A 20,619-nucleotide genomic window follows, 5' to 3' on the forward strand; every position below is an offset into this window, starting at 1 on the left:
TGCGCCGCGTTGACCGCGTGCGCTGGCCCCTCCAGCGGACCCACGGTACGGGGTTCGCTGACGGCGGTGGGGACCGGCATCCAAAGTAACTCCGTCTCTGCATGGCGGAGCGGCTGGGTTAAGGACTACCCCGGGTCTTCTCTCAACTTCTCGCCTGACGGCAGCGGTGTGGGACTCGACGCGCTCTTCAGCGGACAGGGGCACTTTGCTCCCGTAGATGCCCCGCTTACGGCCGGGGATATCGAGAGGTCACGGCAGGCTTGTGGACCCGACGGCGCGTTTTCCGTGCCGGTTTCCGTAGTTGCGCTGGGTGTGGCATTCAACTTGCCAAGCGTCAAAAACCTCAAGCTGACGCCAGGTGTCCTCGGCTCAATTTACTCCGGAGACATCACATCGTGGGACGATCCCGCGATATCCGACATCAACCAGGGGACTAAGTTCCCCGACCAGGAGATCATTCCAGTCCGCGCCACGGAAAGCTCCGTGCTTACCCAGACGGCTACCGAATACCTGGCCGCAGGCTCATGGGACGGGGAACCCGGGATGGAGTGGGCGTCCGACACCACAGGGCAACCCGTCCGCGACTACGCCGCCATCGCAGACAAGCTGGACAACACCGCCGGCTCAATCGCCTTCCTTGAAAAATCGGCCATTGGGTCCCGCTTTGACACCGCACTCCTGGATTTTGGTAAGGGGTTCGTCAGGATGAGCGACGATACCTTGAACCTGTCGATCGGATTCGGGACGGTAGGATCGGGGCCAGGAGGCAGCGTGACCTTCGAAACAGCCGGTATGGGCGGGGAGGGCTACGGGCTGTCTCTAGTTACATACCAGGCCTTCTGTAGCCGCTATGCGAACGAAGCGCTGAGCAGGCTCGTCAAATCTTGGGGAACGTTTGTGGTGGGTGACGGAGGTCAGGGTAACTCAACCTATTTCGCCGGCGTCGCCTCGCCCGGCGAGGACGCCCGGGAACTGGCCAAGGACCGCATTGAAGAAATCGACGCGGCCGCATGAGCCTCCTACCGCTGCTGGGCCGCAAGAACGGGGACCTTATGCAGGAAAGGGCGAAAATGAGGAGCATCATCCCGGGAACTCCGGCGGACCGAACACAGCGCACAAGCGCAGCACCTGGGACGTTTCTCCGTATCGCGGGCCTGTTGGCCGGTCTGATGATCCTCTGGTCGCTTGCGACTCCCCTCATGGCCTATCCCGACGAGCCTGTGCATACCATCAAAGCAGCCGCCGTGGCCCGAGGACAGATCTTCGCTGAGGCGGGTAAGTCATTCGGCCACGGTGTACATGTGCAGGTGCCCTCCTACATCGCCAACCTCCAGTCCCAGACGTGTTTCACGTTCCAGCGGGACAAGCCCGCCGGCTGCGCTCCCGGTATCCCCACTGACGACAATTACCTTTCCATAGGTGTTACATCGGCCGGGCTTTACAACCCCCTCTACTACTGGATTGTCGGCTTTCCGAGCCTGTTGATGTCAGGTGCACCAGCCATCTTTGCCATGAGAATCGTTAGCGCCCTGCTCTCAGCCCTCTTTTATGCGGCCGGGTTCACTGCGCTGGCCCGGCTTCGTCACCCGAAGTGGCCGATCGTCGCTGCCGCTGTCGCCATGACGCCGATGGTCTTTTTCCTGGCCAGCGGGATCAATCCGAACTCTCTAGAGATTGCCGCCACCATGGCCGCTTTCTGCGGTCTTCTGGTGGTACTGGAAAATGCAAACCATCTCGCGGTGGTCAGACCTGCCGTCATTACTGTCGGGCTTTCCAGCATTGCCCTCGCCAACACACGCTCCGTGTCGTTGGTCTGGCTTTTGTGCGCCGTTGTGGTGGCCTGCCTCTGCTACCGGTGGACGGATGTTTTGGCCATATTCCGCAACAAGCTGGTCCTGCTCACGGTCGGCATCACGTCCATTGGCGTGATCCTGGGGTTGCTCTGGAATGTGTGGATGCTTAACGCCCCGCCCTCAGCGGGCGCGGCGCCGCTCGGGATCTCCAACGCAACGGGCGACATCCAGCCGTACCGCGCGTTCTTGACCATGCTGGACCGGTCCTTTGACTTCGTGACCCAGTACATCGGGGTCATGGGATGGTTGGAGTCCTCCCTCCCGCAAGGCGTCTTTATGTTCTGGAACATGCTGCTGATGCTTGTCCTGCTTTTTGTGTTCCTCGTACGCCGATGGCGACTGCAGATCAGTTTCCTCATCGCCCTAGGCATGCTGGTTATTGTTCCGTCGGCGATGCAGGCAGTGCTGGTCTCCAGTGTGGGCTTCATCTGGCAGGGGCGGTACAGCTTGCCACTTTTCCTGATCGCTGTCATTGCGGCCGGAATGTCATTCCGGTTCAGGCATTTCCCGAGGGGTCGCCCGGCTGAATCGATGACCCGGCTGTTCTTGGGGGCAGCTGTCGTGGCACACGTCTACGGTTTCCTGTATGTCCTACGCCGCTACGTCGTCGGCATACCGGATTATGGTAATTGGCAGACCATGATCACTGTGCCCGGCTGGCAGCCGCCACTGACGTGGGAGGGCCTCACTATCATTTACACTGGGGCTCTTCTCGTCGCCGCGCATATGCTGTTCGGCTACCTTTTTCCGGGTCGCACGTTCTTTCCTCGGCGTGGCCCCGCGGCACGGATGGCAGGGCCAACCCGGTAGCCCTTTAGCCCTGCAAACACAGACAATACAACGCCGTTGGCCTCCCGTAAATACGGGCGGCCAACGGCGTTTTTCATGAGGGGCAGATCAGGACTTGAGGTAGTCCTTCAGCCTTTCGGCAGCTGAGGCCGGAGCGAAGCCCGTCGCCTTAATCCTGCTGAGATCGAGAACACTGTTCAGCGGACGGGGCGCAACAGTTTTGCCCCTGAAGTACTCCTCGGTGCTAACGCCGGTCACGTCGTCGACGGAAGCCCCGCTGAGCTTGTAGACATCCGCTGCGATGTCCGCCCAGGACTGTGGCTCCCCATCATTACTGAGGTTATAGACCCCATACCCGGCTCCGGATTCAAGCAGGTGCCGGATACCGGCAGCAATATCCTGGGTAAAGCTGAGCCGCCCAATCTGGTCGTTGACCACTGAAGGTGCAATCCCACGGCTGGCAAGGGAGGACATGGTCCTGACGAAGTTGTTGCCCTCGCCGATAACCCAACTCGTGCGGACGATGTAATGGCGCGGTACCACGCCTACCACGGCATCACCGGCCGCCTTGGACTGTCCATATACCCCCAGGGGCGAGAACGGCTCGTCCTCGTGGTGGTCCGCTTCCGTTCCGTCAAAGACGTAATCAGAGGAAACGTGGACCAGCGTCAAATCCTGTTCGACGGCGGTGCGGGCCAGGTGGGCGACGGCGGTGACGTTGATCCGCCAGGCAGCTGCCCGCCCTTCTTCGGTCTCGGCCTGGTCCACGGCGGTATATGCCGCGGCGTTGATGATGGCTGAGTAGTTCTTCCAGTTTTTCCCGGCGTAGGAATCGGCACTGGTGATGTCGAAGTCGCCGCGCGCGGCGAACTCAACTGAAGTGTCGCCGTCGTACAGTTCACGCAGGGCTTTGCCCAGCTGGCCATCTGCGCCCAGGACGAGTACTTTCTTCGCCGGCATGGGCACAACGTCGCCCAATCGCGGGTGGGCCTTGTCCTTGTCCGAAAGCTCCGCCTGATCAAGCGGTACGGGCCATTGGATGGCAGCCGCCTCGTCGGCCAGGTTCAGGAAGGTGTATTGGTCCTGCGCGTCAGCTGACCAGTGGTCGTTGACGAGGTAGGTATAGGCTGTATTGTCCTCCAGGGTCTGGAAGGCGTTACCCACTCCCCTGGGAATGAAAATGGCCTGGCTGGGATCCATGACGGCGGTGAATACCGCTCCGAACGAAGGACCCTCCCGCAGGTCCACCCAGGCGCCAAAGATCTTGCCGGTGGCAACGGAAATGAATTTGTCCCACGGTTCAGCGTGGATACCGCGGGTGGTGCCGGCCTTTTCGTTGAACGAGATATTGTTCTGCACGGGACGGAAGTCGGGCAGCCCCAGGGCCACCATTTTCTCCCGCTGCCAGTTTTCCTTGAACCAGCCACGGTTGTCGCCGTGGACCGGGAGGTCGTACAGCACGACGCCGGGGATCGGGGTTTCGTGCGCGGTGAGCTTCTTCGAGAACTCGATGGTCATCGTTTACTGGCCCTGTTCCTTGTACTTGGCTTCGGTCTGGGCCTTCTGCGGCCGCCACCAGTCCTCGTTGTCGCGGTACCACGCGATGGTGTCCTCGATACCGGCGTCGAAGTTGGAGAACTGCGGCTCCCAGCCGAGCTCGTCGCGGAGCTTCGTGGAGTCGATCGCGTACCGCAGATCATGGCCGGGACGGTCCACCACGTGGTCGTAGGCGTCCGGGGACTGGCCCATGTGCTTCAGTATCAGCTCGACGACGTCCTTGTTGTTCTTCTCCCCATCGGCGCCGATCAGGTAGGTCTCGCCGATCCGGCCCTTGGCAATGATAGCGAGCACGGCGGATGAGTGGTCGTTCGCGTGGATCCAGTCACGGACGTTCTCGCCCTTGCCGTACAGCTTGGGACGGATCCCGTCGATCACGTTGGTGATCTGGCGCGGGATGAACTTCTCCACGTGCTGGTACGGGCCATAGTTGTTCGAACAGTTGCTGATGGTCGCCTGCAGCCCGAAGGAACGCACCCAGGCACGCACCAGCAGGTCCGAACCGGCCTTCGTGGACGAGTACGGGCTGGACGGGTTGTACGGGGTCTGCTCCGTGAACCGCTCCGGGTCATCGAGCTCCAGGTCCCCGTAGACCTCGTCGGTGGAGATGTGGTGGAAACGCTTGTTGTGCTTCCGGGCGGCTTCGATCAGCGTGTACGTTCCGATGATGTTCGTGTCCAGGAACGGGCGCGGGTCATGCAGGGAGTTGTCGTTGTGCGACTCCGCCGCGTAGTGGACCACCACGTCTGCATCGGCCACGAGCCCGTCCACCACCGAAGAATCAGCGATATCGCCTTCCACGAAGGACAACCGGTCCGCCGGGAGGTTCCGGAGCGATTCCAGGTTGCCCGCGTACGTGAGCTTGTCCAAAACGGTGACATGACTGTCGGTAGTGGCAATGACATAGTGGACAAAATTGGAGCCGATGAAGCCGGCGCCGCCGGTAACGAGGAGTTTCTGCATGGTGCACAGCTTACCGGCAACCGCTTTGCCGACCGATTTGGAGACCGTGGCATTCTTCACTCCGATAACACTGGTCACACTAGTAACGGTTGGGTACTCTCAGTAGGACGACGGTGGAAGTTCTCCCCGCGCAACAGATTTCTCGGGGGCAACCGTGACCATACTCAAATCCCGCCGCGCAGCACTGCTGGCTGCAGCGCTTGCTGTTCCTCTGTTGTTAAGCGGAACCAGCGCTGTGGCCGTCACCCCGGCGCCCACTCCGCCGCCCACGACGACGGCCCCCTCCCCTGAACCGTCCGTGGCTGAGTCACCCGGTCCCACCATGCAGCCCACGCCTGCCGGGCAGACGACGGCGGCCCCCTCGGCGAGTGCGGAAGCGTCGCCAGCACCGACCGCAGCGGCGGCCAAGGCCCAGGCCCCATCACCCGAGGCCGGCCAGGCCGCAATGGGGCGCGCCGGAATGAACGCTCCGTCGGCGGAAGGCCAGGCTCCTCAGGCCAAGGCCCTGAGTTCGGAATCAGCCCAGCCGTCGGTCCCGGAACAGCCCGCCAGCACAGTCGGTCAGCCACTGGGCCTGGACGTTAGTTCCTGGCAAGGGTCGGTAAATTGGACCGAAGTAAAGAACAAAGGTGCCCGGTTCGCGTATGTGAAGGCGACTGAAGGCACTACCTATAGGAACCCGTATTTCGGCGCCCAGTACGGCGGCGCCACCTCCGCCGGGCTGTTCCGGGGGGCGTACCACTTCGCCGCACCCAGCGTGTCCGACGGCGCGACCCAGGCGCAGTTCTTCGTGAACAACGGTGGCGGCTGGTCAGCCGACGGCGTCACCATGCCGCCAACCTTGGACATCGAGGACAACCCCTACGGCGGCTCAGACAAGTGCTATGGAATGACCCCATCGCAGCTGACCACCTGGGTGCGTGACTTTACGTCTACGCTCTATCGCCTGACCAGCAAGCAAGCCATGATCTACACGGGCTACTACTTCTGGCGCGACTGCCTGGGAAACACCTCTGAGTTCAGCAGCACCAACCCGCTCTGGCTGGCTTCTTACTACACCAGCAGCCCTGCGGTCCCGGGTGGCTGGTCGACTTACACGATCTGGCAGTACGCGAATGACTACGCCAACGCCGCGCAGACCGTCAAGGCAACATTTCCCGGAGACCAGAACGTTTTCAACGGAAACATCGACCAACTGCGGAAGCTCGCCGCTACCCCTGACAGTTATCCCGTCGGGCTGATTCCCGGCGCGACACTTCTGACAGGAAAGTGGGCCGGAGATGGCAAGGCCCACGTCGGCTGGTTCAAGGACGGCTTCTGGTGCCTGCAGATGGCATTCTCGCCTCGGCGCTGCTTCCCTTACGGGAATCCGGGTGACAAGCCAGTGGTTGGCGACTGGAACGGCGACGGAACGGCCGGCATCGGCATATTCAGGAACGGTGTGTGGTGGCTGGTCGATGACATCAATACGATGGCCATTACCAAGGTGGTCGGCTTCGGCGTCGGCTCTGACACTCCGATCGTCGGTGACTGGAACGGTGCAGGCAGGGACAGCATCGGCATCTGGCGCAATTCGAACTTCCAGGTCAATTACAACATCGACTATCCGGTGGTCAACGAGTACTCGGCGTTCGGCGTCCCCTCTGACACTCCGATCGTCGGCGACTGGGACGGCAATGGAAAAACGAGCATCGGCGTTTGGCGGGACGGTGTGTGGTGGCTGAGCAACCGCGTTCAGTGGCCGCTCGTGTCGGAAGTCCTCCCGTTCGGGGTGTCCACCGACCGGCCGGTCACCGGCGACTGGGATGGCAACAGGTCCACCACCGTGGGCATCGTGCGCGGAAACAGCTGGCAGCTCACCAACAGCCTGGCTCAGCGGGGCGTAGACGTCTCGTACTTCTAGCTCTGCCCGAACCTGGAGGCTCCGCGCAGCCGGTCACGCAGACGCGCGGAGCCTCCGCCGAGCTTCCACCATGAGCCTTATGAGGACCACCCGGGCGGCCATCATCACGCTTAACGAACGCCAGCCACGGGGGGTCGCGTTGTCGTCGTGGATCCTGCGCAGCAGCGTTGCCTCGCCCAGGTGCCTGATGGAGCCGGCGCTGTTTCCCAGAATGGCCAGCCAGAGATCATGGGACTCCCGCAAGTACGGCGGAATGGGCGCGAAACTGGACAGGACTTCACGGCGGAACGCCATGCCACAGCCGTAGTAGGCCCTATATCCGACCAGGATTCCGAAAAGGTTGGCCCGGTGCCTGGCGCTGTCCGATTCCTGCAGCAGGGGGATCCCGGGACGGTCACCGCCGCCCAGGACGTCAAAATTTGACGCGACGACGGCCGCTGACTCGAGTGCTTCGAGCATGGCGTCCAGCCGTCCTTCAACCCAGACGTCGTCTTGGTCGGAGAGGAAGATGGCGTTGCCGCGGCTTGCCAGTGCGGCCTGTTCGAAGGACTGCACATAGCCTTGGTTGGCTGCTGCCTCAATGAGCCTGATTCTTGCATCCGTAAAGGAACGGATGCGGTCCACGGTCCCGTCCGATGACGCATCGTCGACAATCACGATTTCGTCGTCAGGACCAAGTTCGCGAAGGATGGATTCGAGTTGTTCATCGATGTAGCGGGATCCATTGTAGGTCGCCATGCAAATGCTGGCTCGGATCGGCTGGTGGTCAGGCTGGTCGGCGGCTGTCATGGCCTCACATTTCAATCGCGGCAAGTGGTCGCCGCCGCGATGCAGGGCGGGATCCGTCGTCTGCACCATAGTAGGTGACGGCTGGCGGGGCACGCCCATCCCGTAAGATCGACAAAGCCCCATACAGAAAACCAAGGACACCCCAACGAATGAAGACCGTACTGCTGCGCCTTTCCGGGTTCACGGTTTTGCCGCTGCTGTCCTTGATCACCCCGCTCTTGTTGCTTCCAGTGATCTCCAGCGTGGTCGGAGGAGAGGGCATTTCCAGTGTTCTCTCCGGCCAGGCAATTGGCACGTTTGCCGCTACCGTGCTGATGTGGGGCTGGAATGTCGACGGCCCCGTTGCGGTGGCACGCGCGACCCGCGAGGACGAGCGTGCCCGTGTTTATGCGGGGAGCATCCGCACGCGCCTTCTCCTGCTGGGCCTTGTACTGCCTGCATCGGCCGTCGTTACGGCGCTCGTGGCAGTTCCGGCGTATCGGTGGGAAGCCGTGGCCATGGCTTGGGCGGTAGCTTTCGCGGGGATGTCGCCGTCGTGGTTCTGCATCGGGTTGGGGCAGCCTCGGCTGCTGGCCCTGTACGACACCGTTCCGCGATTCCTGGCTTCGGCCGCCGCTGCCCCGATCCTACTGCTGACGGGCCAGCTCTGGATCTACACGGCCCTAGTGGCTATCGCCTCGATCATCGCACTGGTCGCCTTTCACCGGAAATTCTCGCCGGGCCAACGCTGGCTTCCCACCGACGCCCGCGCCTCGTTGGGTGAACTGGCTGCCCAAGGCCGGACCGCAGGAATCAGCCTTGCGGGCAACGCCTACGCTTCGACGCCGACCCCGATCGCGACAGCGAGCACATCGCCAGCGGCATCGGGAAGTCTCGCCACAGCTGACACGCTGTACCGCTTCGGCCTCTTCACCGTCATCGCCCTGGGGAACGCGTTCCAGGGCTGGACGATCGAACACGGAGCAACCAACCGCCGCAAACGCCACCTGGCTGCCATCGTCGCCCATGCCGGGCTTGGCCTGATCGGAGCGGTTATCCTGACGCTGGCCGGGCCGTTCGTCAGCAGTCTCCTTTTTGTGGGCAAGGCCCAAGCCACCACGGAACTTTGCCTCTACTTCGGTTTGGCCTTCCTCTTCCTTAGTGCCAGCACGCCATTCATTCGAAACCTGCTGATTCCCGCGGGGCGGCAAAACCTGGTCCTGACCTGGACTTTGGTTTCCGCTGCGTTCGGCGTGGCGGCCATGATCTGGGCCGGCGCGGCCGGCAATGCACCCGGGATCGCACTGGGCATGGCGCTGAGTGAAGCCGTGCTATTCGTCACCCTGCTCATTCCGGGCTGGAAGCTACTCAGCCACGAAAGATTGGACCCAATCCTTGACGCAGCATGATACCGAACCGTCGGTCGTTGCCGTGGTGGCCGCATTCGGGCCCTCAGTATCACTTGTGGGCACTGTCCGTGATCTCCTGAATCAGGTCACTCACGTGGTTGTCGTTGACGACGGTTCGCCGATCACTGCCGGCCCTGTCCTGAAAGAGTTGATCGATGCCGGTGCCACCGTAGTGCGCCAGCCGCGGAACTCGGGCATCGCCGCCGCACTGAACGCCGGCATTGACGAGGCACGTGCGCAGTGGGATCCTGACTTCTTCCTGACGCTGGACCAGGACTCGTCCCCGACGGAGCAGTACGTCCGGCTTGCCCTGGACACCTATCGCCGGGCGCTGACGGCGGGCCATCGAGTGGGCTTCATTACAGCTTCCGAGTACAGCGGGCATCCGGTTCCGGTCCTTCACGGCAAGGGACCATTCACTCAACCTTTTGATCCGATGCAGTCCGGCTTCCTCATCCCCCGTTCGACACTGGATTATGTTGGCCCCTTCGAGGAAGGGCTGTTCATCGATGGCGTTGACTCCGAATACACGATGCGCACGCGGGCAGCAGGCCTGGCTGTGTTGGTGGGTGAGGGCTGTGAAATAGAACATGACCTGGGCGAACGGGAACCCTCCACCCTGTTCGGCAGGCCCGTACGGATTCTGGGACGTGAAATCTCCTACAACTACCACTCACCCAGCCGGGTCTATTACATCTGCCGCAACGGAACTCTCCTGACGCGCAGGTACCTCCTAAAGGATCCAGGATGGGTGGCCCGTCGCTTGGTTGAGGAATTTAAAGCGCACCTTTTGAGGTTTGCGTTCAGCCCAGGCCGCCTCAAGCTCGCCAACGCTGCCGTCACCGGATTCCGGGACGCCCTTCGCGGCACCACGGGCCGAATCCCGGACGAGCTGGAACAACGGCTGCTCCGCTGACCTGCCGCGGCGGTGACTCCCCCGTAGTATCTCCGATGAGCCTTTCTGGAATTGATATAGTTTGGACAACATGGAACCGAATCCCTCCCCGCGCATCCTGGTGATTATGCCTGCCTGGAATGAAGCCGAAGCAGTCGGCAACACTGTTCGGGAAGTCCTGCATACCAACGCTCGCTACGACGTCCTGGTGGTCAATGACGGATCCACGGACAACACGGCCGAGGAGGCCGTGGCCGCTGGTGCTACGGTCCTTAACCTCCCTTTTAACCTCGGTGTCGGTGGAGCAATGCGGGCAGGGTTCAAGTACGCCCGTCGCTTGGGCTACGCCCAGGTCATCCAGGTGGATTCTGACGGCCAGCACGACCCCCGCAGCATCGATGAAGTCCTTGCCGGCCTTGCCCACGCGGATATTTCCATCGGCGCCCGTTTCGCTGACCGTGGCGAGTACAAGGTGAATGGACCGCGAAAGTGGGCAATGCAGCTCCTTGCCAAGGTCATCTCATCACTTGCAAAAACCAAGCTGACCGACGTGACCAGCGGATTCCGGGCCGCCAACCATCGGGCCATCACCCAGTACTTGGACCACTACCCCGCCGAGTACCTTGGCGACACCATCGACTCGCTTGTTGTCGCCATCCGATCCGGGTGCACTGTAACGCAAGTGCCCGTCGAAATGCGGGCGCGTCAAGGCGGGAAACCCAGTCATAACCCTGCCAAGGCCGCCATTTACCTCGGAAGATCGGTGTTCGCGCTGCTGTTCGCCCTGACAAGAAAACCGACCGCCCCGGCTGTAATTGCCGCCGATACCATAGGAGCCTAGCCTTGGGCAATATCGCAGCATTCCTGCTGGCTCTCGCTATCGTCGCCCTCGTGATCGAAATGCTCCGGCGCAAGAAGCTCCGGGAAAAATACGCCGCACTGTGGCTGATCGTCGGTGTAGCCACCTTGGTATTGGCAGCCTTCCCCCGACTGCTTAACATTGTGGCCGAATACGTCGGCGTGCAAGTGCCTTCCAACCTTTTGTTTGCGATGAGCATCCTGATGTTGCTGGGCGTTTGCCTTCACCTTTCCTGGGAGATCTCAGTGGTAGAGGACGAAACAAGAACGCTCGCAGAGGAAGTCGCCATCTTGCGGACGCAAGTGGAGGCCCTGGAGCAGCACGCCAGCGTCGGCGCTTCCCCGCGGGCAGCCAGCCCACGTTCGGCGGACACGTCGACGACCCACCTGGACCTACCCACTGAAAGCTCGGATTCCTAAATGCCCCTAGATATTTTCGTCCCCTACTGGGGCGACTCCGGTTACATGAAAGAAACGGTCCGCAGCGTCCTCGCCCAGGAAAACGGCGACTGGCTTCTGACCGTCGTGGACGACGCCTACCCGAGCACTGAGATTGCCGACTACATGGCCGGAATAGATGACGCCCGAGTGAAGTACGTCCGCAAGGACGTGAACGCAGGCATCACTGAGAACTACCGGACGTGCGTAGCGATGGCTACGCAGGAAATCATGGTGATCCTTGGCTGCGATGATGTTCTGTTGCCAAATTATGTGGACGTGATCCTCGACGCGCATAAGCTCTTCCCCGATGCAGCCATCATCCAGCCGGGCGTTGAGGTAATTGATGAAAACAGCCAGGTAGTCAGCACCCTGGTTGATTCAGTCAAGCAGACGATCGTCCGGCCGCGGGGCCGGGGCAAGCAGGTCATATCCGGCGAGGCCATCGCTTCTAACCTGATGCACGGCGACTGGCTCTACTGGCCCTCGTTGACGTTCCGGACGGACAAGATCCGTGAGGTCGACTTCCGTGACGGCTTCCCCATCATCCAGGACTTGGCCCTCATCATGGACATGATCTACAAGGGCGACCAGCTACTGATCGATCCAGATGTGTGCTTTCAGTATCGAAGGCACTCGAACAGCGCGTCCTCCACCAAACTGATCGATGGGTCACGGTTCGCCGGCGAAAGGGAGTATTTTGCCGTTTCGGCCGCCCAGGCAGAAGCGCTGGGCTGGCACCGGGCCGCCCGCTCCGCCCGGCTCAGGCTCATGTCACGGGCCCATTCGATTTCACTGCTGCCCAAGGCAGTCATCAACCGCAATTCAACAGCTGTTAAGGCCCTCGTCCGCCATTCATTCGGCAAGTAACCAGCCTGCAACGAAAGGTCCCCTGTGACTTCTCCTGAAACGACGTCCCGTCCGGGCGGCACCGTCCTCATCACGGGCGGCGCCGGCTTCATCGGCTGCGCCATCTCCGCCTCGTTGGCGGACGCCTTCGACCAGGTAGTGGTCGTCGACAGCCTGCATCCGCAGATCCACGCTTCCGGAAAACGGCCGGCGGAACTCGACCCGCGCGCGGAACTCCTCGTCGCCGACGTCGCCGTGGCCAGCACCTGGGACACCGTCCTGGCGCAGCATTCACCCGACGTTGTCATCCACTTGGCCGCTGAAACCGGCACCAGCCAGTCGCTGGAAGAGGCTACGCGCCACACGCACGTCAATGTCGTCGGAACATCACAGCTGCTCGATGGCCTGAACCGTCACCGGAAGCTGCCTCGCCGGATCGTGCTGTCCTCCAGCCGGGCTGTCTACGGTGAAGGCGCCTGGGCCGACGCCGATGGCAAACTCTTCTACCCGGGGCAGCGGACCAGCGAAACCCTCGACCAGTCGCAGTGGGACTTCCCCGGCGCTGTTCCCGTAGCCATGAAGGCGTCGGAGACCTTCCCGGCACCGGTGAGCGTTTATGGGGCCACGAAGCTTGCCCAGGAACATGTTCTCCAGGCGTGGGCAAAGGCCTATGCCGTGGAAACGGTTATTCTGCGCCTGCAGAACGTCTACGGTCCAGGCCAGTCGCTGATCAACCCTTACACGGGCATCATGAGCCTGTTCTGCAGGATGGCCATGGGCGGCAAGTCCATCCCCCTGTACGAAGACGGCGAAGTCCGGCGCGACTTCATTCTGATTGATGATGTAGCCTCCGCGATCGTCGCCGGGGCGGTCTCACCCACCGTCCAAGCCGAACCAATGGACATCGGATCAGGTGAATTCCAGACCATCGGGACTGCTGCCAAGCTCATAGCCGCACACTATGACGCGCCCGAGCCGCACGTCACGGGACAGTATCGCCAGGGCGATGTCCGTCATGCCTGGGCCGATATCACGGCCGCCGAAAAGGTCCTGGGCTGGACCCCGCAGTACAACCTCGCCCAGGGAATCGACCGTCTCGCCAATTGGATTGACGTCCAGCCCGACGTTCAGCCCGCCTGACCCGAGCGGACCAGACATGCCTTCTGTTGCCGCCGTCGTCTCCTTGTTCAATCCCGACGACGGCGTCCTGGCCAATGCCCGGGCGCTGCTCGGCCAGGTGGACACGGTCATTGTTGTCGACGACGGCAGTCCACAGGATCCAGCCCCGGTCCTGGAGCAACTGGCCACTCTGGGATGCACGGTTGAACGCCTGGGCAGAAACTCCGGCATCGCCGCCGCACTCAATGCCGGCATAGCCGTTGCATTCCGGGGTTCCGGGAACCCCGACTACATCCTCACCATGGATCAGGACTCCCTACTCGACGCCGGGTACGTTGGCTCCCTTGTCGCTGCTGCGACCGCTGCAAGGGCCGCCAATGTCCCGGTTGGCATGGTGGGGCCAGGAGCCGTCCTTGGACTGCCCGTGCGGCGCGCCGGGAAGTTGAACGGCATCGAACTCGGCGGCGAGCCGATCCAGTCGGGACTTCTCATTCCGGCGTCCGTCCTTGAACGGCTCGGGCTGTTCCAGGACAGCCTCTTTATCGACGGCGTGGACAGTGAGTTCTATCTCCGCTGCACCGCCGTCGGACTCCGGACCATCATTGCCCCGGAGGCGGCACTCCAACACTCGTTGGGCAGTACTTCAGCGGCGATCGTGCTGGGGAAAGAGGTTTCCATTGGCGGCCAACCTCTCAAAGTCCGGACGGCTGCCGTCTGGCGGTACTACTACCTTTTCAGGAACCGCATCCTCCTGGCGAGGCAGTACGGCGTGAAATTCCCGCTCTGGACGCTGAAGGGGTTCCTTGCGGACTACCGGCACCTTGCCATCGTCACACTGCTCGCCCCCGGCCGCCGCGCAAGGCTTGCCAATGTACTCAGTGGTATTGTCGACGGCGTGCGCGGCGTCTCCGGTCCTCGCAGCCGTTAGCCACCAAGACTTTCCACCGGGCAGGATCGCGAACAGACCCGCCCGCCGCCGTACTTAAAGCAACGCACCCAGGGCAGCCAGGGACGCAACAAATTGGGGAACAACCAGTGAATCCAGCCGTTACAGACCAGCAGGCGCTTCGTCCCAGGGCTTCCAGGGAATCCTCCCGTTGGCCCCGTCCCGGAGCGCTGGCAATCCGCTATCTCATGGGTGCTGCTGGCTTCATGGCCGTGGGTGGGGTTGTGATCGCCCTGCGGTCAGCGGGCCTGCTCCAAGGCGTACCAGGGCTGATCCTGGCGGGAGTCCTCTTTCTGCTTGTCCCCACAACAAAAGTGCTCTCACAACGCATCCTCTTCAACGGGTTAATCGTTACCGGCCTGATTCCGTTGTCTTGGTGGATACCGGAGCGGTTCGTCGGCATCGATCACGGAACCATCCTGCTAGCAACCCTGGCCGGGCTGCTCTCCGGATGGATTCTCTCAGCACGCTCAATCCCGCCACGGCTCCACCGTTTGCTTCCCCATGTGCGCGGGGTAGACGCCCTGCCGTTCCTTGCTGCCGTCATGTCGGCGCTGTCGCTTTACACGATGCTGACGATCCGGATCGCCTCCGACGCCTTGTCCATCATGATGAGCCGGTGGGACTACAACTCACACTTCAGCATCTACTACATGATCCGCAGTGGCGGTGGAGTGATTCCGACCATTCCTACGGCATCCGATGGCGCCGCTTGGGGTTTTGGGGAGTATCCGCAAGGATTCCATACGTTATTGGCGACGGTGTCGCAGATCCTGCGACCCAAAATAGTTAGCCTCGACAGCGAACTTGTTTCTTACATCAACCTGCAGGCCGCCTGCAGCGTGTTTACCGTGCTAATCGTTGTTGCAGGCATGTGTTCCCTTCCTGCGGTTCGCCGGAGGCAGGCGATCATGGCCACCGGCGTTGCCGTCGCCTCGGCAGCCTGGATCTACGGCCCGGGATCCATACCTGTCTATGAAGGCTTCGCAAACTTCTATCTGGCATGCGGAATGGCGGTGGCCACAGTGCTGGCGCTCTTGACCTTCCAGCGCCGAATCCCCGTGATCGGGGTGGCAGCCGTGGGCGCCGGCCTAGTGGGTATCGCGAACAACTGGCTCCTGCTTCTCTCGCTGGTGGCTGTTGTCCTCCTGGCAAAACTTTGGGTGATCGGCCGCAGCCCAAAGAGCTACAACCGGCGGTGGTGGATCCTCACGGCGGCAGCGACGGGTATCACCCTTCTCGGCGTAGCCCTGCCCGTCCTCCAGATTGCGCCGCTGATCCGTTCCAGCCAGGCCATCCTGGAGGCCACCGGCGGCATTGCCTTCCCGGACTTCGGCCTGGCATTGGTGACTTTGGCGATGGCGCTAGTTTTGGGCATCTGTAACCGGAGCGCCGTGGCACGTACGGACTGGCTGCGATTGAAGCAGCAAAGGATCGACGTCTCCATGGCTGCTGCGGGGCTGCTCGTGCCTATCGCTCTGTGCATCTGGCTCGCCGTCACTCAGAGCCTGCAGAACGGCGAGATCTCCTACTATTTCCATAAGTACCTTATTGCGGTACTGCTCCTTGCCTGGCCATTGACTGTGGCAGCTGCGGCGACCCTGATCCCTGTGGCGCCGAGGCACGAACCGGCACGTCGCCAGCCCGCCCGTACGGCGGCCCTCGGTCTCCTTGGCGTGACCGCTACCCAAGTCTTTGGTTTCACGGTCCCGGGTCTTGAGACTGTTGGCCTTCCGCCAACAGCTAAGCCGCTCGTCGAGCTTGCCAGCCAGGCCTCACACATAAAGTCGACTCCGGCATACGTGCATCGGCTGATCGAGAGCGCCCGCGATCCCCAGGCCGCGTCGACGATCTATATTCCGGCGGCAAGCACCGTGGACCCGGTGTTGGCTGCACGCTGGCACTGGGGTATGCGCGCCATGGCGTCCTCTACCACGACCGATCTCAGCTTCCAGGTGGTTGACATCGCCAAGGACTACTCACAGGCTCCTCAGGTGATCGCGCGCATTCTGGCGGAGCATCCGTCGATGACGGCCATCGTCGACCCGGAACTTTTCCCCCAGGTGCATGGGTATCTCCTGGCACACGGTGATGCATCCAGGCTGGTGCCGGTGCCGTAACGCGGACAGAAAGCACTGAGGCCGGACCTACAGGTCCGGCCTCATTTGGACCTCGCAGTGGACCTACACAGTCTTCTTGGCCCGGCGCATTACTGGCCGTTCGACAAAGAACCAACTGGCTGCGGCGAGGGGAACCGTGCAGACAGTTGCAGCAAGCGTGAACCACCACACCCCCCAGTGATAGGCGCCGAAGACTGCCAGCAACTGCTGGACGGGGAACGCATAGATGTAACCGCCGTAGGAAAGGTCGTTCTTGGCCACGAAGGAAGGCTGCGGCAGCCACGTGGAGATCCAAAGCAGCGCATAGGTGATGAAGGGGGCAGCGAGCTGGCCACCAAAGCCGTCCACAAAGAAAATCGAGGCGGCGGCCAAAACAACAGAAACGGGCCCTGCGACCTTATGAATGCCGATCCGGGAGCTGAGGACCTGAATCACGGCACCGCCCAGGAAATACGGAACCAGGCGTGCCGCGAGCTCAAAGTCCAGATTCGACTGCAGGTAAGGCTTGAGGGCGGCGATGTTAGCCCAAATGGCGACGCTGGCCAGGAAGGCAACGATCATCGGCCACGGTGTCCTCTTGAACAGCGGGACAAAGCCTATGAAGGCCACAAGCAGGTAGCACAGGAATTCAAAGTACAAAGTCCACAACGAGCCGTTCCAGGCCCCCGGGTAGGGCACGTTCGCAGGAGTTCCTGCTATGTCATAACTGACGATGTGCAGGGCCATATTCGCAAAAACTGAGTTCAGGGGCGTGGTGGGTGTCTGCCAGAAACCCGACAGAGAGCCATGCTGGACCAGGTAGGCAATCGGGGCGAAGACGAAGGCCATGACGACGAGGCAGACGATGAAAGCGGGAAAAATCCTGGCCACGCGGTGGACCAGATAAGTTCCGATCCTATTGCTGAACCTGCTCGCCGTGATCAGATAGCCACTGATACCAAAGAAGCCAGCCACCGCCCAGCCGCCCAGGTTTTCGCCTCGGAAACCCCAGCCATTGCCCTCCCCGACTACGTGCCAGCTGTGGGCGAGGAGCACCAAAAAAGCAAGGAAGAGCCGGATGAGATTGAGGCTGTTCGCCCGTGGATCCAGCCGGCTCCCGAGAGTCGGGGCTGGAATTGCGTTTGGTTTCAGTACAGCAGTGCTCAAGCCCGGCTTCCTTCGTGGTGTTGTCCAGACTGACAATTCTACCTTGCTGCCCCGTTGCCGCCGGCGAGGGGCGGGCCGGAGCGTCGCAGGAAGGCTCTGGTTTGCTGTGAACGCTCCGTTGGTAGAGGATTGGGACCATGCGTGGAATTATCTTGGCCGGCGGGACCGGATCCCGGCTACACCCGATCACCCTCGGCATCAGCAAGCAGCTGGTTCCCGTCTATGACAAGCCGATGATCTATTACCCGTTGTCCACCCTAATTCTTGCGGGCATTCGGGACATCCTCATCATCACCACCCCGCACGACGCCGAGCAGTTCCAAAGGCTCCTCGGCGACGGCAGCCAATTTGGCGTTAACCTGACGTACGTTCAGCAACCGTCGCCCGACGGCCTTGCACAGGCGTTCATCCTGGGTGCTGAGCACATCGGCAACGAGACGGTGGCGCTCGTCCTGGGTGACAACATCTTTTACGGCCAAGGCATGGGCACCCAACTGCGGAAGCACGCGGATATCAACGGCGGTGCGGTGTTCGGCTACTGGGTCAAGGACCCCAAGGCTTACGGCGTCGTTGAATTCGACGGCGACGGCAAAGCCCTCTCCCTGGAGGAAAAGCCGGAGAAGCCCCGCAGCCACTACGCTGTGCCTGGTCTCTACTTCTACGACAACGATGTCATCGATATCGCCCGTAACCTCAAGCCCTCCCCGCGGGGTGAACTCGAAATAACGGACGTCAACCGCGCCTACCTGGAAAAAGGGAAGCTCCAGGTGGAGATCCTCCCCCGGGGAACGGCCTGGCTGGACACCGGAACCTTCAACGACCTCAGCGACGCATCGAATTTCGTGCGCACCATTGAGAACCGTCAGGGACTCAAGATCGGCGCGCCCGAGGAGATCGCCTGGCGGAACGGATTCCTCACCGACGACGAACTTAGGCAACGGGCCGAGCCTTTGGTCAAGAGCGGGTACGGCCAATATCTCCTCGGCCTGCTCGAGCCGTAGCAAGCCAGATGTGGTTGCCGGTCCTTCCGCAGATTTTTCTCTCCTCTCTACTCCTGCTGACACCGGGTCTGGCCGTTGCCCTGTCGCTGCGCTTCAGGTCTTTTGACGCCTTAGCGCTTGCACCTGCCCTGTCCGTGGGCGTCCTCGTTGTGACTTCAACGGGTACGCCGTTCCTTGGTGCCCCTTTTGGGGTCGTCGCTGTCGGCGTCGCCACCGCCTTGCTGGCAACGGTAGGATTTTTCGTGAGTCGTCTCAGGCCCGAGCAGCAGCACACGGCCCGAGGATCCTCGATGTTGGTACGGTCGGCACCATTCGCGGCCTTCACTGTTGCCGCGTTGCTGCTTGCATGGAGGGCGTTGCAGGTCATTGGATCCCCCGGATCTATTTCCCAGACATATGACGCAGTTTTCCATCTCAACTCCGTCCGATTCGCTCTAGATACCGGCCAGGCTTCCTCCCTAACCATCGGAGCCATGACCGGAGGCGGCTTCTACCCGGCAGGGTGGAACGCGGCAGCAATGTTCGTGGCTTCAGTCACGGGGGCAGACGTCCCAGCGGCTGTGAATATCACCAGTATCGTCCTGTCAGCGGTCTTCTGGCCCCTCAGTTGCCTCCTGATGGCCCGTTGGATCGCGGGGCCGAGTCCAACTGCCACTCTCGCGGCCGGAATCGCGTCCGCCTCGCTTGGGGCATTCCCCCTGCTGATGATGGATTTCGGAGTCTTGTACCCCAACCTGCTCGCCATCAGCGTCCTGCCCGCAAGTATTGCGCTGGCAGCCAAGTTCCTTGGCATGGCAGATCCTGGGCGGTCGCCTGTTCTGCCGACAGCGTTGGCGCTTATGCTGTGCCTCTGTGGCCTTGCAGTATCGCATCCGACCACATTCATGGCGTGGCTCGTTTGGACCGCCCCGATGGTGGGATTCCTGGTTTTCACATCAGGCCCTGCCATCTGGGCTGCCCGCGCCACCGACAGTCGCCGCTACTATGCCGCTGCGACAGCCCTGGCAGGTTACGCCATCGTCTTCCTCATCCTGTGGATCTACCTTCGACCGCCTGAAGAAGCTTCGTTCTGGGGTCCATACCATACGGTCCCGCAGGCTGTCGGTGAAGCGTTGCTGGTGTCACCGATGGGTCTCGCACCGGCCTGGTTGGTGGCACCGCTGGTCCTCCTCGGCGTGTGGGCGTGCTTCCGTACCCTTGAGCGACATGCATGGGTTATTGCTGGTTCCATTATTTTCGCGGGATTGTTTGTCATAGTTTCCGGATTTCCTATTTCTCCGCTCCGGAACTTCCTGGCCGGGGTCTGGTACAACGACAGCTACCGCCTCGCGGCCCTCCTGCCTGTTGGGGCGGTGCTGCTGGTGGCTGTCGGAGTGGCCTGGGCGGTCGCCCAGATAGGTGCCGGGAGTTGGCGCGAGCCGGTGGATAAGCTTTTTGGAACCGCCACCCTGGTTACGCCCTCGCGGAGCCGGCGGCTGCTGGCCTACGCCGGAGTGGCAGTCCTGTCGGCAGCTGCAATCGCCCTCGGACAGCAGGGCGGGCTACAGCAGGAAGTGGCCCAGGCGTCCAGGCAATACTCAATCAGTGACGACTCACCGCTGGTCTCCGCGGATGAGTTGGCAGTCATCCAGCGGCTGGAGCGGACAGTGCCTGCCGGTTCCACTCTGCTTGGAAATCCGTACACGGGGGCAGCGCTCTCCTACGCCCTTGGTGACCGGAAGGCCGCCCAGCTGCACATCCTCAGCTACGTCTCTCCAGAGCTTCAGGAAATCTACGACGAGCTCGGAATGGTGGCTTCAGACCCTGAGGTGTGCGCCGCAGTTAAGGACGAAAACGCCTACTATGCCCTTGACTTTGGATCCAAGGAAGTTCATGGCGGGGACCACACCCCGCCCGGACTCAAACACCTTGAGAGTAATCCGGGGGTTGAACTGATCGACAGCCAAGGCGAAGCCAAGCTCTATAGGATCACGGCCTGCGACGGCTCCTAACGAGGTTTTCGCGA

General features: G+C 61.7%; 17 protein-coding genes. 13 read left to right on the forward strand and 4 right to left on the reverse strand.

The features are described from left to right. Nucleotides 1-9 precede the first annotated feature (9 nt). The gene (locus NG696_RS19870) at nt 10-1,014 is read left to right on the forward strand and encodes a substrate-binding domain-containing protein (protein WP_256472419.1); all 1,005 of its coding nucleotides are present in this window, start codon (nt 10-12) and stop codon (nt 1,012-1,014) included. Next, a complete protein-coding gene (locus tag NG696_RS19875; protein WP_252576529.1) occupies nt 1,011-2,663 on the forward strand; it encodes a DUF2142 domain-containing protein in 1,653 nt (550 codons plus the stop codon). The genes NG696_RS19870 and NG696_RS19875 overlap by 4 nt, the downstream gene beginning before the upstream one ends. Before the next feature lie 87 nt (nt 2,664-2,750). On the opposite strand, the gene NG696_RS19880 is transcribed toward NG696_RS19875, so the two are convergent. Beyond that, complete coding sequence (locus NG696_RS19880) at nt 2,751-4,160, reverse strand: sugar nucleotide-binding protein (protein WP_252576530.1); 1,410 nt, start codon at nt 4,158-4,160, stop codon at nt 2,751-2,753. 3 nt (nt 4,161-4,163) lie between these two features. After that, nucleotides 4,164-5,162, reverse strand: a complete 999-nt coding sequence (gene rfbB, locus NG696_RS19885) for a dTDP-glucose 4,6-dehydratase (RefSeq protein WP_252576607.1) — start codon at nt 5,160-5,162, stop codon at nt 4,164-4,166. 154 nt (nt 5,163-5,316) lie between these two features. On the opposite strand from rfbB, the gene NG696_RS19890 reads away from it, so the two are divergent. Continuing rightward, nucleotides 5,317-7,065: a GH25 family lysozyme gene (locus NG696_RS19890; protein WP_252576531.1), complete on the forward strand. Its 1,749-nt coding sequence runs from the start codon at nt 5,317-5,319 to the stop codon at nt 7,063-7,065. A 33-nt stretch (nt 7,066-7,098) separates the two neighbouring features. Here the strand turns inward: NG696_RS19890 and NG696_RS19895 are convergent, their stop codons facing one another. After that, complete coding sequence (locus NG696_RS19895) at nt 7,099-7,803, reverse strand: glycosyltransferase (protein ID WP_252576532.1); 705 nt, start codon at nt 7,801-7,803, stop codon at nt 7,099-7,101. A 200-nt stretch (nt 7,804-8,003) separates the two neighbouring features. Here NG696_RS19895 and NG696_RS19900 point away from each other — a divergent pair, with 200 nt between their 5' ends. The 8 genes from NG696_RS19900 to NG696_RS19935 all read left to right on the forward strand — a co-directional run bounded on the left by NG696_RS19900 (nt 8,004) and on the right by NG696_RS19935 (nt 16,467). Continuing rightward, a complete protein-coding gene (locus NG696_RS19900; RefSeq protein ID WP_252567223.1) occupies nt 8,004-9,242 on the forward strand; it encodes a polysaccharide biosynthesis protein in 1,239 nt (412 codons plus the stop codon). Then, complete coding sequence (locus NG696_RS19905) at nt 9,229-10,158, forward strand: glycosyltransferase (RefSeq protein ID WP_252576533.1); 930 nt, start codon at nt 9,229-9,231, stop codon at nt 10,156-10,158. The genes NG696_RS19900 and NG696_RS19905 overlap by 14 nt, the downstream gene beginning before the upstream one ends. Before the next feature lie 70 nt (nt 10,159-10,228). Continuing rightward, the gene (locus NG696_RS19910) at nt 10,229-10,978 is read left to right on the forward strand and encodes a glycosyltransferase family 2 protein (RefSeq protein ID WP_252567227.1); all 750 of its coding nucleotides are present in this window, start codon (nt 10,229-10,231) and stop codon (nt 10,976-10,978) included. Nucleotides 10,979-10,980: 2 nt separating this feature from the next. Continuing rightward, entirely contained in the window at nt 10,981-11,415 is a 435-nt protein-coding gene (locus NG696_RS19915; RefSeq protein WP_252567229.1) for a DUF2304 domain-containing protein, read from the forward strand. Further along, nucleotides 11,416-12,303 carry a glycosyltransferase family 2 protein gene (locus NG696_RS19920; RefSeq protein ID WP_252576534.1) on the forward strand — a complete coding sequence of 296 codons (888 nt, stop codon included), beginning with the start codon at nt 11,416-11,418 and terminating at the stop codon, nt 12,301-12,303. It abuts the gene before it with no gap. Between the two features lie 24 nt (nt 12,304-12,327). Further along, entirely contained in the window at nt 12,328-13,422 is a 1,095-nt protein-coding gene (locus tag NG696_RS19925) for an NAD-dependent epimerase/dehydratase family protein (RefSeq protein ID WP_252567233.1), read from the forward strand. 16 nt (nt 13,423-13,438) lie between these two features. Further along, the gene (locus NG696_RS19930) at nt 13,439-14,329 is read left to right on the forward strand and encodes a glycosyltransferase (protein WP_252567235.1); all 891 of its coding nucleotides are present in this window, start codon (nt 13,439-13,441) and stop codon (nt 14,327-14,329) included. A gap of 206 nt (nt 14,330-14,535) precedes the next feature. Beyond that, nucleotides 14,536-16,467 carry a hypothetical protein gene (locus NG696_RS19935; protein WP_252576535.1) on the forward strand — a complete coding sequence of 644 codons (1,932 nt, stop codon included), beginning with the start codon at nt 14,536-14,538 and terminating at the stop codon, nt 16,465-16,467. A gap of 63 nt (nt 16,468-16,530) precedes the next feature. On the opposite strand, the gene NG696_RS19940 is transcribed toward NG696_RS19935, so the two are convergent. Next, on the reverse strand, nt 16,531-17,613 hold the full coding sequence (locus NG696_RS19940; RefSeq protein ID WP_252567239.1) for an acyltransferase family protein: 1,083 nt from the start codon (nt 17,611-17,613) through the stop codon (nt 16,531-16,533). Between the two features lie 137 nt (nt 17,614-17,750). Here NG696_RS19940 and rfbA point away from each other — a divergent pair, with 137 nt between their 5' ends. Then, nucleotides 17,751-18,614 (forward strand): glucose-1-phosphate thymidylyltransferase RfbA, encoded by an 864-nt coding sequence (gene rfbA, locus NG696_RS19945; protein WP_252567241.1) that lies wholly within the window; start codon nt 17,751-17,753, stop codon nt 18,612-18,614. 8 nt (nt 18,615-18,622) lie between these two features. Then, on the forward strand, nt 18,623-20,605 hold the full coding sequence (locus NG696_RS19950) for a DUF6541 family protein (protein WP_308291989.1): 1,983 nt from the start codon (nt 18,623-18,625) through the stop codon (nt 20,603-20,605). The last annotated feature ends 14 nt before the right edge of the window (nt 20,606-20,619 follow it).

Source organism: Pseudarthrobacter cellobiosi (assembly GCF_023913755.1).
Lineage (GTDB): Bacteria > Actinomycetota > Actinomycetes > Actinomycetales > Micrococcaceae > Arthrobacter > Arthrobacter cellobiosi.

Excerpts from the sequence above, each read along its gene's own strand:
- NG696_RS19875 (WP_252576529.1), top strand. The coding sequence starts at position 1,011 with ATGAGCCTCCTACCGCTGCTGGGCCGCAAGAACGGGGACCTTATGCAG.
- NG696_RS19880 (WP_252576530.1), bottom strand. The coding sequence starts at position 4,160 with ATGACCATCGAGTTCTCGAAGAAGCTCACCGCGCACGAAACCCCGATC.
- rfbB (WP_252576607.1), bottom strand. The coding sequence starts at position 5,162 with ATGCAGAAACTCCTCGTTACCGGCGGCGCCGGCTTCATCGGCTCCAAT.
- NG696_RS19895 (WP_252576532.1), bottom strand. The coding sequence starts at position 7,803 with ATGGCGACCTACAATGGATCCCGCTACATCGATGAACAACTCGAATCC.
- NG696_RS19900 (WP_252567223.1), top strand. The coding sequence starts at position 8,004 with ATGAAGACCGTACTGCTGCGCCTTTCCGGGTTCACGGTTTTGCCGCTG.
- NG696_RS19910 (WP_252567227.1), top strand. The coding sequence starts at position 10,229 with ATGGAACCGAATCCCTCCCCGCGCATCCTGGTGATTATGCCTGCCTGG.
- NG696_RS19920 (WP_252576534.1), top strand. The coding sequence starts at position 11,416 with ATGCCCCTAGATATTTTCGTCCCCTACTGGGGCGACTCCGGTTACATG.
- NG696_RS19930 (WP_252567235.1), top strand. The coding sequence starts at position 13,439 with ATGCCTTCTGTTGCCGCCGTCGTCTCCTTGTTCAATCCCGACGACGGC.
- NG696_RS19935 (WP_252576535.1), top strand. The coding sequence starts at position 14,536 with ATGGGTGCTGCTGGCTTCATGGCCGTGGGTGGGGTTGTGATCGCCCTG.
- rfbA (WP_252567241.1), top strand. The coding sequence starts at position 17,751 with ATGCGTGGAATTATCTTGGCCGGCGGGACCGGATCCCGGCTACACCCG.
- NG696_RS19950 (WP_308291989.1), top strand. The coding sequence starts at position 18,623 with ATGTGGTTGCCGGTCCTTCCGCAGATTTTTCTCTCCTCTCTACTCCTG.